The organism is Rhodoferax sp. RT5P35 (genome assembly GCF_056521385.1).
The window spans coordinates 231,452-246,046 of sequence record NZ_JBWMAX010000009.1 but is presented as its reverse complement, the minus strand read 5'-3'; the positions used below and the strand labels follow the sequence as shown (position 1 = coordinate 246,046).

General features: G+C 61.0%; 15 protein-coding genes. 2 read left to right on the top strand and 13 right to left on the bottom strand.

Annotated features, from left to right (window positions below):
- Positions 1-205: 205 nt before the first annotated feature.
- The gene (locus AC097L_RS16225; RefSeq protein ID WP_479587568.1) at positions 206-565 is read right to left on the bottom strand and encodes a hypothetical protein; all 360 of its coding nucleotides are present in this window, start codon (positions 563-565) and stop codon (positions 206-208) included.
- 113 nt (positions 566-678) lie between these two features.
- Here AC097L_RS16225 and AC097L_RS16220 point away from each other — a divergent pair, with 113 nt between their 5' ends.
- Positions 679-945: a hypothetical protein gene (locus tag AC097L_RS16220; RefSeq protein WP_479587567.1), complete on the top strand. Its 267-nt coding sequence runs from the start codon at positions 679-681 to the stop codon at positions 943-945.
- A gap of 28 nt (positions 946-973) precedes the next feature.
- Positions 974-1,456: a YhbY family RNA-binding protein gene (locus AC097L_RS16215; RefSeq protein WP_479587566.1), complete on the top strand. Its 483-nt coding sequence runs from the start codon at positions 974-976 to the stop codon at positions 1,454-1,456.
- A gap of 12 nt (positions 1,457-1,468) precedes the next feature.
- Here AC097L_RS16215 and AC097L_RS16210 read toward each other — a convergent pair whose 3' ends face one another.
- From AC097L_RS16210 to bamA, 12 genes are all read right to left on the bottom strand, one after another.
- Positions 1,469-1,882 (bottom strand): DUF4149 domain-containing protein, encoded by a 414-nt coding sequence (locus AC097L_RS16210; RefSeq protein ID WP_479587565.1) that lies wholly within the window; start codon positions 1,880-1,882, stop codon positions 1,469-1,471.
- Positions 1,883-1,887: 5 nt separating this feature from the next.
- Positions 1,888-2,364 (bottom strand): transcription elongation factor GreA, encoded by a 477-nt coding sequence (gene greA / locus AC097L_RS16205; protein ID WP_479587564.1) that lies wholly within the window; start codon positions 2,362-2,364, stop codon positions 1,888-1,890.
- A 21-nt stretch (positions 2,365-2,385) separates the two neighbouring features.
- The gene (carB, locus tag AC097L_RS16200) at positions 2,386-5,637 is read right to left on the bottom strand and encodes a carbamoyl-phosphate synthase large subunit (RefSeq protein WP_479587563.1); all 3,252 of its coding nucleotides are present in this window, start codon (positions 5,635-5,637) and stop codon (positions 2,386-2,388) included.
- Positions 5,637-6,800 (bottom strand): glutamine-hydrolyzing carbamoyl-phosphate synthase small subunit, encoded by a 1,164-nt coding sequence (carA, locus tag AC097L_RS16195; protein WP_479587562.1) that lies wholly within the window; start codon positions 6,798-6,800, stop codon positions 5,637-5,639. The genes carB and carA overlap by 1 nt, the downstream gene beginning before the upstream one ends.
- Positions 6,801-6,987: 187 nt before the next feature.
- Entirely contained in the window at positions 6,988-7,761 is a 774-nt protein-coding gene (locus AC097L_RS16190) for a TrmH family RNA methyltransferase (protein ID WP_479587561.1), read from the bottom strand.
- The gene (gene rnhB / locus AC097L_RS16185; protein ID WP_479587560.1) at positions 7,758-8,399 is read right to left on the bottom strand and encodes a ribonuclease HII; all 642 of its coding nucleotides are present in this window, start codon (positions 8,397-8,399) and stop codon (positions 7,758-7,760) included. The genes AC097L_RS16190 and rnhB overlap by 4 nt, the downstream gene beginning before the upstream one ends.
- The gene (gene lpxB / locus AC097L_RS16180; RefSeq protein ID WP_479587573.1) at positions 8,362-9,498 is read right to left on the bottom strand and encodes a lipid-A-disaccharide synthase; all 1,137 of its coding nucleotides are present in this window, start codon (positions 9,496-9,498) and stop codon (positions 8,362-8,364) included. Before lpxB ends, rnhB begins: the two co-directional genes overlap by 38 nt.
- Positions 9,499-9,518: 20 nt before the next feature.
- Positions 9,519-10,301, bottom strand: coding sequence for an acyl-ACP--UDP-N-acetylglucosamine O-acyltransferase (lpxA, locus tag AC097L_RS16175; RefSeq protein WP_479587559.1), 783 nt, complete (start codon positions 10,299-10,301; stop codon positions 9,519-9,521).
- A gap of 11 nt (positions 10,302-10,312) precedes the next feature.
- Entirely contained in the window at positions 10,313-10,753 is a 441-nt protein-coding gene (gene fabZ / locus AC097L_RS16170; protein WP_479587558.1) for a 3-hydroxyacyl-ACP dehydratase FabZ, read from the bottom strand.
- The gene (lpxD, locus tag AC097L_RS16165; protein WP_479587557.1) at positions 10,750-11,748 is read right to left on the bottom strand and encodes a UDP-3-O-(3-hydroxymyristoyl)glucosamine N-acyltransferase; all 999 of its coding nucleotides are present in this window, start codon (positions 11,746-11,748) and stop codon (positions 10,750-10,752) included. Before lpxD ends, fabZ begins: the two co-directional genes overlap by 4 nt.
- Positions 11,749-11,769: 21 nt before the next feature.
- Entirely contained in the window at positions 11,770-12,288 is a 519-nt protein-coding gene (locus tag AC097L_RS16160; protein WP_479587556.1) for an OmpH/Skp family outer membrane protein, read from the bottom strand.
- Positions 12,288-14,585 carry an outer membrane protein assembly factor BamA gene (bamA, locus tag AC097L_RS16155; RefSeq protein ID WP_479587555.1) on the bottom strand — a complete coding sequence of 766 codons (2,298 nt, stop codon included), beginning with the start codon at positions 14,583-14,585 and terminating at the stop codon, positions 12,288-12,290. The genes AC097L_RS16160 and bamA overlap by 1 nt, the downstream gene beginning before the upstream one ends.
- Positions 14,586-14,595 lie beyond the last annotated feature (10 nt).

The window sequence follows — 14,595 nt, the reverse complement described above, 5'->3', positions numbered from 1 at the left end:
TGGGTAGGGGTTGGCGGTGCCGTTCTTGTCCGAAAGGTGCAGCCAAACGGTTTGGAAATTGAGAGAATAGGGCTTGCCGCTTGCTTTGGCGTTGCCGCTTTGGTTGCGGACTTCGGTTGACGTTACCGAGACTTTGATCATGATTTTTTCCTGATAGTGCGGGATTGCACTCATGACCCCCGACACGCGAGGGTCAGGAGTGGAATCAGACAGCTATAGCTTCAACGACCTTGCGGTGATAAAGACGAAAATATTTGAAAATCGACTTTTCACCTTCGGAGAAACCAACATGCAAACGGTCCATATAGCCGGGACGGAACTTCGCGAGGACGATGGACAAATCCTTGAGCTGATCAGTAAGCCCATCAAAAGCAACCGCGGAAAAACTATGCGTATCGGTATCAGGAATCGTGCGGGCGTGATTTACCGCAGTATTGAGACCGTAGGCGACAACGAGTTTTTCCACGTCACCGGGGCCTTGACAGGTGCAAATTTTTTCGATGAGTTGGACGACGGTGTCATGCGACAGGGGTACGACCACATTTTCCGCAAGGGTTGACTGCATAACTAGCTCCTACAACGTTGTACGATCTACAACAGTTCCAAGGCTAGCATATTTGTTGTAGTTTTTACAACAAATATTTCTATATGATTAAGAATCTACAACAAAGGACGATCATGCAAACCACCATGGACCTACTCGAAAGGGCCGAAAGTCTAGGAAAGCGAGACGCGGAATGGTGTAGAGAATTAGGGGTAAACCGCACAGCGTTCAGCGTGGCACGCCGAAACAAGCACCTAAGCCCGGTACTTGCTGGAGCACTTGCTGAAAAGCTGGGGGAAAACGTAAAAGACTGGATAGTTATCGCTGCACTAGAAACAGCGCCACCCAATACGTTCACAAAACGCGTATTCGATGAAGTTAAGACCAGCTTAAAGTTTTAACTTTCATCTTGGCCTTGATAATACGCACATGTCTCAAATACAACTTACCCCTGCCCAGCGCAAGGTGCACCGCGCCGAAGCCCACCATTTAAACCCTGTGGTGATGGTGGGCAGCGACGGCCTGACCCCCGCTGTCACCAAAGAAATCAACCTCGCGTTGAACTCCCACGGCCTGATCAAGGTCCGCGTTTTCTCGGACGACCGTGTCGCCCGAGAAGCCATGTTCCTGACCCTGGCCAATGAGCTCGGCGCGGCCCCCATCCAGCACATCGGCAAACTGCTGGTACTGTGGCGCCCACAACCCGAAATCATCAAGGAGCGCCGGGTGGACGAAGACCGCATGGCCGGTCCACGCGATTTCAAGGTGCTCAAACACAGCACCCGTGGTGGCCAACGCCCCGAAGTGAAAACACTGCGCGTGCTGGGCAACCAGCGCCTGACCGCAGGCGGCACGGTAAAACGGGCCAAGCCGAAGCCCAAAACCAGCCTGAAAAAGCGCAGCCAGACCTGATCTAGCGCCGATCTAAGCGCGTTGGGCCGACACTTTCCACAGTGTCGCGCCCGCTGCCAGCCATTGCAGCAGGTACAAGGCACTGCCCAGGCCGTGCCACAGCTTCAAATTCTCCCGCGCCACGATGTGCGGTGAGATGGCAAATTCCACCAGTACCGCCGCCAAAAACCCAAATGCTACAAAAATAGTAGCTGCATGCGTAGATTCCATCTGTGCTAGGCCCTTTTTTGACCTAAAAAACAACAGCAAGACCAGGGTGCAGGCCATCGACAGCCATGTCTGCGCCGTGAACAGCTTGGCGGCCATGCCACCGGCCATGGCCGGGGTGGGCAGCACCGCAAACAGCATCGGCACCACCATGAACCCCAGCGTACTCAGGCTGCCCCACCAGAGGGCTGCCAAGAGCACGGGCAGGCGTTCGTGCATCGCGATCAGATGTAGCTGACGGCCATGACTTCATACCGCTTGATACCACCGGGCGCGTTCACCTCAGCGGTATCGCCCACTTCCTTGCCAATCAGGGCGCGGGCAATCGGGCTGGAGACGTTGACGCGGCCCAGCTTGAGGTCGGCCTCGTCTTCACCCACGATCTGGTACTGCACGGCCTGGCCGCTGTCTTCGTCTTCGAGATCGACCGTGGCACCGAACACCACACGGCCACCGGCATCCAGGCTGGCGGGGTCAATGATCTGGGCCACCGACAACTTGCCTTCGACCTCCTGGATGCGGCCTTCAATGAAACCCTGGCGGTCTTTGGCGGCTTCATATTCGGCGTTTTCGCTCAAATCACCCTGGGCGCGGGCTTCAGAGATGGCGTTGATCACCCAGGGGCGTTCCACCGTCTTGAGCTTGTGCAATTCGGCTTTGAGGGATTCCGCGCCGCGTTTGGTAATAGGTAGGGTAGACATGGTTACAACTCCAAATACGGCTTAAGCCAACAACTGCGCATGCATTTCCTGTACCGAGATGACCCCGAGGTCGTCCAGGTACTGCATGCCTTCCACCGCCGCTTCGGCACCAAAAATGGTGGTGAAGGTGGTAACGCGGGCCAATAAAGCCGAGGTACGGATGTGGCGCGAATCGGCAATCGCGTTGCGGCGCTCTTCCACGGTGTTGATGACCAAAGCAATCTCGTTGTTCTTGATCATGTCCACAATGTTCGGCCGACCTTCGGTGACCTTGTTGACCGTGGTGCAGGCAATGCCCGCGGCCTGGAGAGCCGCCGAGGTGCCCTTAGTAGCGATCAAATCAAAGCCCAGCGCAGCCAAGCCACGCGCCACTTCCACGGCACGCGCCTTGTCGTTGTTTTTCACCGACACAAAGGCTTTGCCCGAGCGCGGCAGCTTGGTGCCCGCGCCGATTTGCGACTTCACAAAGGCTTCGCCAAAGGTCTTGCCCACGCCCATCACTTCGCCGGTGGACTTCATTTCGGGACCGAGGATGGTGTCTACGCCGGGGAACTTGACGAACGGGAACACGGCTTCCTTGACGCTGAAATACGGCGGGGTCACTTCCTTGAAGATACCCTGTGCGTCCAGCGACTGGCCGACCATGCAGCGCGCAGCCACCTTGGCCAGCTGGACGCCTGTGGCCTTGCTGACGAAGGGCACGGTACGGGATGCACGCGGGTTCACTTCCAGCACGTAGATCACATCCTTGCCGTCCACATTCTGGATAGCGAACTGGACGTTCATCAGGCCGACCACCTTCAAGGCATGCGCCATAGCCGTGGTCTGGCGTTTGATCTCAGAAACCGTGGCAGCCGACAGGTAATATGGCGGCAGCGAGCAGGCCGAGTCACCGCTGTGCACACCGGCTTGCTCGATGTGCTCCATCACACCACCGATGAACACGCGCTGGCCGTCGCAAATCGCGTCTACATCGCATTCAATTGCATCGTTCAAGAAGCGGTCCAGCAGCACCGGCGAGTCGTGGCTGACCTTGACGGCCTCGCGCATGTAGCGTTCCAGGTCGCGCTGCTCGTGCACGATTTCCATCGCCCGGCCACCCAGCACATAGCTGGGGCGCACCACCAGGGGGTAACCCAGGGCGGCGGCCTTTTCCAGCGCTTCGGGCTCGGTACGGGCCGTGGCGTTGGGCGGCTGGCGCAGGCCGAGCTCGTGCAGCAGCTTCTGGAAGCGCTCACGGTCTTCGGCTGCGTCGATCATGTCGGGGCTGGTGCCGATGATGGGCACGCCGTTGGCTTCCAGGTCCAGCGCCAGCTTCAACGGGGTTTGCCCGCCGTACTGCACGATCACGCCAAAAGGCTTTTCCTTGTCGACGATTTCCAGCACGTCTTCCAGCGTCAGCGGCTCAAAGTACAGGCGGTCGCTGGTGTCGTAGTCGGTGGACACGGTTTCGGGGTTGCAGTTGACCATGATGGTTTCAAACCCGTCTTCGCGCATAGCCAGCGCGGCGTGCACACAGCAATAGTCAAACTCGATGCCCTGGCCGATGCGGTTAGGCCCGCCGCCCAGCACCATGATCTTCTTCTTGTCAGTAGGAGCAGCTTCGCACTCGCCACCTTCGGCTTCGTAGGTGGAGTACAGGTAGGCGGTGTCGGTGGCAAATTCGGCGGCGCAGGTGTCCACACGCTTGTAGACCGGGCGCACGCCCAGGGCACGGCGGCGTTCGCGGATGGCAGTGTCGGTGGTTTTGAGCTGCTTGGCCAGGCGGCGGTCGGAGAAGCCTTTTTGCTTCAGGGCGCGCAGGGTGGCCGCGTCGATGTCTGCCAAGCTCTTGGTTTCCAGCTCCAGCTCGATCTTCACGATCTGCTCGATCTGCACCAGGAACCAGGGGTCGATCTTGGTCAGGGCAAACACTTCGTCCACCGTCCAACCGGCGGCAAATGCGTCGCCCACGTACCAGATGCGCTCGGGGCCGGGCTCGCCCAGCTCTTTTTCCAGCACTTCGCGGTCCTGGGTCTTCTCGTTCATGCCGTCCACGCCCACTTCCAGGCCGCGCAGGGCTTTCTGGAACGATTCCTGGAAGGTGCGGCCCATGGCCATGACTTCGCCGACCGACTTCATCTGCGTCGTGAGACGCGCATCGGCGGTGGGAAATTTTTCGAACGCAAAACGCGGAATTTTGGTGACCACGTAGTCGATGCTGGGCTCGAAGCTGGCCGGGGTGGCACCGTTGGTGATCTCGTTGCGCAGCTCGTCCAGCGTGTAGCCCACGGCCAGTTTGGCCGCAACCTTGGCGATCGGGAAACCTGTCGCTTTTGATGCCAAAGCAGATGACCGCGACACACGCGGATTCATCTCGATCACCACCATCCGGCCATCTTCCGGGTTGATGGAGAACTGCACGTTCGAGCCGCCGGTATCCACGCCGATTTCGCGCAAGACTGCCAGGCTGGCGTTGCGCAGCAGCTGGTATTCCTTGTCGGTCAGGGTTTGGGCAGGGGCGACGGTGATCGAATCGCCGGTGTGCACGCCCATCGGGTCCAGATTTTCGATCGAGCAGACGATGATGCAGTTGTCGGCGGTGTCGCGCACCACTTCCATCTCGTACTCTTTCCAGCCCAGCAGGGACTCCTCGATCAGTAGCTCGTTGGTGGGCGAGGCCTCCAAGCCGCGCTTGCAGATGGTTTCGAACTCTTCCGAGTTGTAGGCAATGCCGCCGCCGGTGCCGCCCAGGGTAAAGCTGGGGCGGATGACGGTGGGGAAGCCCAGGGTCTTCTGCACCGTCCAGGCTTCTTCCATGCTGTGCGCGATGCCGGACCGGGCCGAGCCCAGGCCGATCTTGGTCATCGCGTCCTTGAACTTCAAGCGGTCTTCGGCCTTGTCGATGGCTTCGGGCTTGGCACCGATGAGCTCTACCGGCTTGCCGGTAGCCGCACCGGTGTACTTGGCCAGCACGCCGTTGTGCCACAGGTCCAGCGCGCAGTTCAGCGCAGTCTGGCCGCCCATGGTGGGCAGGATCGCATCGGGGCGCTCTTTGGCGATGATTTTCTCGACCGTCTGCCAGGTGATGGGCTCGATGTAGGTGACATCGGCCGTGGCTGGGTCGGTCATGATCGTGGCGGGGTTGCTGTTGATCAAAATGACACGGTAGCCCTCCTCGCGCAGCGCCTTGCAGGCCTGCACGCCGGAGTAGTCGAACTCACAGGCCTGGCCGATGATGATCGGGCCTGCGCCAATGATGAGGATGGATTGAAGGTCTAGGCGTTTAGGCATTAGTTTTTCTCCATCAGCACGATGAAGCGGTCAAACAGGTAGCTGATGTCGTGCGGGCCGGGCGAGGCCTCGGGGTGGCCCTGGAAGCAGAACGCGGGCTTGTCGGTCCGGGCCAGGCCTTGCAGCGTGCCGTCGAACAGGCTGATATGGGTGGCGCGCAGGTTGGCGGGCAGCGTGGCCGCGTCTACCGCAAAACCGTGGTTCTGGCTAGTGATGCTGACGCGGTCGTTGTCCAGGTCCTTCACCGGGTGGTTGGCACCGTGGTGGCCGAACTTCATCTTGAAGGTCTTGGCACCGCTGGCCAGGGCCATGATCTGGTGGCCCAGACAAATGCCGAAGGTGGGGATGCCGGATTCGATCAGCGCTGCAGCAGCGGCAATCGCGTAGTCGCAGGGCTCTGGATCGCCGGGGCCGTTGGACAGGAACACGCCGTCAGGTTGGAGCGCCAGCACCTCGGCGGCGCTGGTTTGCGCGGGCACCACGGTGACCTTGCAGCCACGGCTGGCCAGCATGCGCAGGATGTTGAACTTGACCCCAAAGTCGTACGCCACCACATGGAAGCGCGGCGCGTCCTGGTTGCCGTAGCCGCCGACCAGATTCCATTCGGTCTGGGTCCAGACGTAGGGCTTCTGGACCGACACCACCTTGGCCAGGTCCAGGCCCGCCATGCTGGGGGCCGCTTGGGCGGCAGCCACAGCCTGGGCCACGCGCTCGGTCGAGATGCCCTCGCCTGCGGGCAGCGCCAGAATGCAGCCGTTTTGCGCACCATGGGTGCGCAAGTGGCGGGTCAGCTTGCGGGTGTCGAGGTTGCCGATGGCGACCGTGTTTTGCTGGACCAGGTAGTCCGACAAGGTCAGGTGGCTGCGGAAGTTGGAGGCGACCAGCGGCAGGTCTTTGATGACCAAACCGGCCGCATGGACGCGGGCGGCTTCCACGTCTTCCACATTGATGCCGGTATTGCCGATGTGCGGGTACGTCAGGGTGACGATCTGCTGGCAGTAGCTGGGGTCGGTGAGGATTTCCTGGTAGCCGGTCATGGCGGTGTTGAACACCACCTCGCCCACGGTGGAGCCGGGGGCTCCAATGGAGTTGCCAACAAAGACCGTGCCGTCTGCGAGCGCCAAGATGGCGGATGGGAAGGTTCCCTTGAGAGACAAAAGCACTGGGTTCTCCGAAATAGTTACGGGTACGCCCACGCTGACCAAGAGAAAACTCTTGCAAATGCTTTGGATGGGAATGCGGGGCAGGCGCTAGGCGTACGGGGATGCGGGAAAGCCCACGATTATAGCCGAGCACTGTTGCAGATCCTGGCCCAAACCACGGGCAAACCCTGAACCTTCGATGCGCCCCCTAGCGCCCCACAGAGGATGCGTGCAGGCAAATCGCCGCCGCTGCGGCCACGTTCAGCGACTCCTCCCCGCCCGGCTGGCCAATGCGCACCGACACTTTGGCGCGCGCCAGCAGGGCCGGGCCCACGCCCTGCCCTTCGTGGCCCATGGCCCAGGCGCAGGGAAATGGCAGCGTCTGGTCTTGCAGCAGCGCACCCTGGTGGGAGCTGGTGACGACCAGCGGCACGGTCAGGGTATCCAACGCCTCAGGCTCCACGCCTTCGACCAGGCGCAGGCCGAAATGCGCGCCCATGCCCGCGCGCAGCACTTTCGGGCTCCACAGTGCCGCCGTGCCTTTGAGGGCGATGATCTGCTTAAAGCCAAAAGCCCCGGCGCTGCGCAGAATGGAGCCGACATTGCCCGCGTCCTGCACCCGGTCGAGAATGACGCTGGCCGCCGCCGGATCCAGCGCAGCCGAGCTGGGCAAATCCACCACAAAGCCCATCTGCGCCGGCGACTCCAGGCTGCTGAGGTCGGCAAACAGCGTATCGGCCAATACTATAGTTTTAGTAGCAACCTGCGCATATTGCACCTGCGCTAGAGGCCAAAAAGACTCTGAAAAAATCGCCAATGCAGGCTTCCAACTCCGGGCCAGTGCGGCGCGGCACAGGTGGTCGCCTTCCAGCCACACCCGGCCCTGTTTGCGGTAGGCGGTACTGTCTTGCGACAGGCGGCGCAGCTCTTTGAGCAGCGGGTTGTCGCGCGACTGGATGTGGGTGATGGGGTCGGAACTCATGCCAGCACCGCCATCGGCAACCGTGCCATCACCTGGGTGACGGGGGAGAATGTTTTGCGGTGCAGCGGGCAGGCCCCGTGCGCCTGCAGCGCCGCCAGATGCGCCGCCGTGCCGTAGCCCTTGTGCCCGGCAAAGCCATACTGCGGGTAGTCGGCATCCACTTGGGCACACCACCGGTCGCGGGTCACCTTGGCCAGGATGGAGGCAGCCGAAATGGCGGGTACCAGGTTATCGCCCTGGACGATGGCCTCGCTGGTCATAGCCAGCACCGGCACCCGGTTGCCGTCCACCAGCACGTGGCCGGGCTTAAGGCGCAGGCCCTGCACAGCGCGTTGCATGGCCAGCATGGTGGCTTGCAAGATATTAAGCTTTTCGATTTCTTCCACGCTGGCCTCGGCGATGGAGCAGCACAGGGCTTTGGCCAGGATTTCGTCATACAGCTGGGCACGGCGCTTAGCGGTCAGCTTTTTGGAGTCGGCCAGGCCCGCAATCGGCTGGCGCGCGTCCAGGATCACGGCGGCGGCCACCACCGGCCCGGCCAGTGGGCCGCGCCCGGCCTCGTCCACCCCGGCCACCAGGCCCCGGGTGGGCCAGGTCAACTCAGCTTGCACGGGTGGCGATAATTTTTTGGATGGCATCGGTAGCTAACTGGGCGGTGTCGCGCTGCAGGCTGTGGTGCAGCGCGGTGAATGTGGCTTCAAGGGCCGCGATTCTCGCAGAGGCCGCCGGGGCCAGCCACTGCAGGCAGGCATCGGCCAGGGCCTGGGGCGTGGCGGCATCTTGCAGCAGCTCGGGCACCACGAAGTCGCGGCACAAAATATTCGGTAGGCCCACCCAGGGCTGGAGCTGCTTGCGCTGCATTAATTTCCACGACATCCACTGCATGTTGTAGGCAATCACCATGGGCCGCTTGAACAGCGCCGCCTCCAGCGTGGCCGTGCCACTGGCGATCAGGGTCAGGTCGCAGGCGGCCAGCACGGTGTGCGACTGGCCGGAGACGATCTGGATGCGCCCGGCCATGCCCGCTTGCGCCGCCAAGGCTTCGATCTGCGCACGCAGCGTGGGCACAGCGGGTACTACAAATTTAATAGCAGGTAGCGTATGCAGAATAAGCGCTGCAGCCTTAAAAAACCTCAAAGCCAGGTATTTGATTTCAGACTGCCGGCTGCCGGGCAGGATGGCAACCACGGTGTCGTCAGCTGCCAGGCCCAGCTTTTGGCGCGCAGCGGAGCGGTCGGGCTGCAGGGGAATCACATTGGCCAGCGGATGGCCTACGTAGGTGGCGGCAATGCCGTGCTGGACCAGCAGATCGGGCTCGAACGGAAAGATGCACAGCACGTGGTCGGCGGCACGGCGGATTTTTTCCACCCGGTTGGCGCGCCAGGCCCAGATGGACGGGCAGACGAAGTGCACGGTTGGCACGCCCTGCGCTTTCAGCGCCGCTTCCAGCCCCAGGTTGAAGTCGGGCGCGTCCACACCGATGAACACGCTGGGCCGTTCGCGCAGCAGCCGTTCGCGCAGTTGTTTGCGGATGCCCAACAGCTCCCAAAGACGGCGAAACACGTCCATGTTGTAGCCATGCACCGCCAGCCGCTCGCTGGGCCAGTGCGCCTGGAAGCCGCGACGGGCCATCTGCGGGCCGCCAATGCCGCTGGCCTGTAGGTCGGGCCAGCGGGCATGCAGGCCATCCAGCACCAGGCCTGCGAGCAAGTCGCCGGAAGCCTCTCCGGCCACCATGGCGACGCGCGGAGCCGACATCAACGGGCTATGCCGCTGACGGAGGTGGCAAGGAAGTCGTCCATCAAGGCAATATCGGCCGCCGCTTCGGGCGCATCCAATGCCTGGATGGCGGTACGGGCTTCGTCCAAGGTCTTGCCCTGGCGGTAGAGCAGCTTGTGCATTTCGCGGATGGCTTTGAGGCGCGCATCGGAAAAATCGCGCCTCTTCAGCCCCACCAGGTTGACCGCACGCACCGCCAGCGGGTTGCCATCCACCACCATGAAAGGCGGTACGTCTTTGCCGATGTGGCTGGCAAAGCCAACCATGGTGTGTGCACCGATGCGCATACGCTGCAGCACGCCAGTCAGGCCGCCGATGGTCGCCCAATCGCCCACTTGGACATGGCCAGCCAGGGTTGCATTGTTGGCCATGGTGATCTGGTCGCCCAGTTGGCAGTCGTGCGCGATGTGCACGTAGGCCATGATCCAGTTGTCATTGCCCAGGCGCGTCACGCCCACGTCCTGCACCGTACCCAGGTTGAAGGTGCAGAACTCGCGGATGGTGTTGCGGTCACCGATTACCAGTTCGGTAGGCTCGCCCGCGAATTTTTTGTCCTGCGGGTCGGCCCCGAGGGAATTGAACTGGAAGATGCGGTTGTCACGGCCAATGGTGGTGTGGCCCTGGATGACGCAGTGCGGCCCTACCGTGGTGCCCGCACCGATTTTCACGTGCGGGCCCACCACCGTGTAGGGGCCGATGCTGACCGAGCCGTCCAGCTGCGCTGACGGATCAACCAGGGCGGTGGCGTGGATGGTGGTCACGCGCGCAGCACTCAGGCGATGGTGCGCATGGCGCAGGTCAACTCGGCCTCGACCGCCAGCTCGTCGCCCACGGTGCCCTTGCCCTTGAACTTGAAGATGCCGGACTTCATGCGCACCAGTTCCACGTCAAGCATCAGTTGGTCGCCGGGTTCGACCGGGCGCTTGAAACGGGCGTTGTCGATGGCGGCAAAGTAGTACACGGTATCGTCATCGGGCGATTTGCCCAGGGCGTCAAAAGCCAGCAGGGCGGCGGCCTGGGCCAGAGCTTCCAGCATCAACACGCCGGGCATGACCGGGCGGCGCGGGAAGTGGCCTTCAAAAAACGGCTCGTTGATGGTGACGTTCTTGAACGCCCGAATGGACTTGGATTTTTCGATGCTCAGCACCCGGTCCACCATCAGGAAGGGATAGCGGTGCGGCAGTTGCTTGAGAATTTGGTGGATGTCCATCATGGTTTTTCGGGGCTCTGTTGGAGTTGTTCTAAAGTTTTCTCGACAGCCTTGAGGCGGTCGCGCAGGCTGTGCAACTGCTTGAGGGAAGCGGCATTTTTTTCCCACTTGGCGTTGTCGTCAATCGGGAACAGGCCGGTGTAGTGGCCAGGCTGGGTGATGGAGCGGGTGGCCACGGTGCCCGCCGAGATGTTGACACCATCGGCCAGGGTCAAATGCCCCAGCACAATCGCGCCACCTCCCACGGTGCAGTGCGCGCCAATGTGGGCGCTGCCCGCCACGCCGACACAGCCCGCCATGGCAGTGTGGGCACCCACGAAGACGTTGTGGCCGATCTGGATCAGGTTGTCGAGCTTCACGCCATCGGAGATCACGGTATCCAGCAGCGCGCCCCGGTCGATACAGGTATTGGCACCAATTTCCACATCGTTGCCGATGCGCACCGCGCCGAGCTGCTCGATCTTTTCCCAGGCCCCGGCGTTGGGTGCAAAGCCGAAACCGTCGGCACCGATCACCACGCCCGCATGCAGCAGGCAACGCGCGCCAATAATGCAATCCTCTCCCACCGTGACGCGTGACTTGAGCACCGTGTCGGCACCAATGCGGGCGCCGCGCTCCACCACGCACAACGGGCCGATACAGGCGGTGGGATGGATCTGGGCACTGGGGTCAATGACCGCACTAGCATGCACTGCAGGACCGGTAGGTACGGGCCGTTGGCGTTTCCAGAGCTGGGTGACTTTGGCGAAATACAGGTACGGCGCATCGGCCACGATGCAGACACCGCGGGCCAGGGCTAAATCGGCCTGGGCCGGACCCACAATCACGCAACCGGCCTCGGAATGGGCCAGTTGCTGCTGGTATTTGGGATTACTGAGGAAAGCCAGTTGCGATGGACCCGCAGACTCCAGCGGGGCGATGCCGTCAACCGACAGCTCCGCATCTCCATGCAACACGCCCCCCAGGGCTTCCACTATCGCGCCTAGACGCAGCGCCATGCTGGAACCCCTCTCAAAAAATTACTTGGCGGGAGCGGCGTTCAAGGCCTTGATGACCTTGTCGGTGATGTCGTACTTGGGATTGATGTAGACGGCTTCTTGCAGCACAGCATCGTACTTTTCAGTTTCAGCCACTTGCTTGATGACTTTGTTGGCCTTTTCCAGCACTTGCTGCAGCTCTTCGTTCTTGCGGGAATTCAGGTCTTCCTGGAATTCACGGCGCTTGCGCTGGAAGTCGCGGTCCTGGTCTACCAGCACTTTTTGGCGCGAGGTGCGCTGGCTTTCCGCCAGGGTGGAGGCTTCACGTTCGAACTTGTCCGAAGCGGTTTTCAGGACCACGCCGGCATCGCTGAGTTCTTTTTCACGCTTGGCGAATTCTTGCTCCAGCTTGGCCTGGGCCGTCTTGGCAGCAGCAGACTCGCGGAAGATACGGTCGGTATTGACGAATCCGACGCGGAACTCGTCCGCCTGTGCATGGGCAGACAGCAGTACAGCCCCGAACAAAATGCCAGATCCGCATTGGCGTAAAAAGTTCTTCATTAGAAAGACGTACCTATTTGGAATTGCAAGGATTGGATTCTATCGCCAGCAAACTTGCGAATCGGCTTGGCATAGGCCAAACGCAAAGGGCCTACCGGAGAAATCCAGCTCAAACCCACGCCGGCCGAAGCCCGCATTTCGCCGAAACGAATCGGATCGTTTTCGCCATACACATTCCCCACGTCGCCAAAGGCAAACAGGCGCAGGGTACGGTCGTTGCCAGCACCGGGGAACGGCGACTGGATTTCGGTGTTCAGGGTGAATTTCTTGGGGCCACCAATCACCGATCCGGTCACGTCGCGTGGGCCGAGGGTGCCTTGCTCAAAGCCACGCACCGAACCCAAACCGCCACCGTAAAAGTTCTTGAACACCGGGAAAGGCCGACCGCCCAGGCCCTTGCCATAACCCACCTCGCCATTGAAGGCCAGGGTGAACTGCTTGGTCAGGGGCACGTACTGTTGGTACTGGTAATTGGCGCGCAGGTAATGCGCATCGCCGAACAGACCGGCTTCGGTATTGAGGCGCTGGTAGACACCCGTGCTGGGGGCCAGGGTACTGTCGCGGTCATCGCGGGACCAGCCGATAGTCAGCGGAATCGCCAGGCTGGTGTAGCCAAACTCTTCGGCGTAGGCCAGGTAAGCGGCCGGGATGTTAGTCCCCGGCTTGATGGTGGTGCGCTCCAGGCTTCCACCGAAATACACCGTATCCAGCTCGCTGAACGGCACGCCAAAGCGCAGACCGGCACCCTGGGTAACCAGCTCGTAGTTGCCGCCCTGGTCGTTATAAGGCTTGGTGGCGCGGTGGAAGAGGTCGATGGAGCGGGAAATGCCACTGTCGGTGAAATAGGGGTCTACCGTGCTAAGCACCACCACTTGGTTGTACTTGCTGGTGTTGACTTCCAGACCCAGGTAGTTACCCGAGCCGAAAGCGTTTTCCTGCTTGACAGCGAAAGACAACGAAAGTTTGTCGGCACTAGAGAAACCGGCCCCCAGCTGGATACTGCCACTGGATTTCTCTTCGACATTGACCTGCACGTCCACCTGGTCGGGCGAACCGGCCACGTCTTGCGTCTCCACATTGACTTCCTTGAAGAAGCCCAAACGGTCTACCCGATCACGCGACAGCTTGATCTTGTCGCCGTCGTACCACGACGATTCCAACTGGCGGAATTCGCGGCGAATGACTTCGTCTCGGGTACGGCTGTTGCCAGCCACATTGACCTTGCGCACATAGGCGCGGCGCGAGGGCTCGGACTGCATTACCAGGGCCACACGGTTGGTGGTGCGGTCGATTTCAGGCTTGGCCTCGACCTGGGCAAACGCGAAGCCGAAACTGCCGAAGTTGTCCTTGAAGGCCTTGGTGGTCTTGGCCACCAGGTCGGCGTTGTAGGCCTCGCCGGGCTTGATACTGACCAGCGACTTGAATTCGTCGTCTTTGCCCAGGTAATTGCCTTCCAGTCGCACCGCCGACACCACAAAACGCTCGCCTTCGGTCACGTTGACGGTAATCGACATGCTTTGCTTGTCGGGCGAAATCGCCACCTGGGTGGAGTCCACCTTGAATTCCAGGTAACCCCGCGACAGGTAATAGGAGCGCAGGGTTTCGATATCGGCGTTCAGCTTGGCGCGGGTGTAGCGGTCTGACTTGGTGTACCAGCTGAGCCAGCCACCCGTATCCAGCTCGAACTGGTTGCGCAACGTGGATTCGCTGAAGGCCTTGGCACCCACGATGTGGATGTCCTTGATCTTCGCAGGCTCGCCTTCGGTGATGGTGAAGGTCAGATTGACGCGGTTGCGCTCCACCGGGGTCACGGTGGTGACCACTTCGGCGGCATACAGGCTCTTGTTGATGTACTGGCGCTTGAGTTCCTGCTCGGCACGGTCGGCCAGGGCTTTGTCGAATGGACGGCCATCGGTCAAACCCACGTCACGCATGGATTTTTTCAGGGCGTCCTTGTCAAACTCCTTGGAGCCGACAAACTCGACATCGGCAATCGTGGGTCGCTCTTCGACCACCACCACCAGCACGTCGCCACTGACTTCCAGACGCACGTCCTTGAACAGACCCAGCGCGAACAGGGTGCGGATGGCCGCCGAGCCCTGGTCATCGTTGTAGGTGTCGCCCACCCGGAACGGCAAAGACGCAAAAATGGTGCCCGGCTCAACGCGTTGCAAACCTTCGATGCGGATGTCGCGCACGGCAAAAGGGGTAACGGCCCAGGCCGTATTGGCAGCCATTACCAGCGCCACAGCAGCCGACAAGGTCCGCAGGCGAAAGCTATTAAAGTGATTTTTCATGGAATGTGGT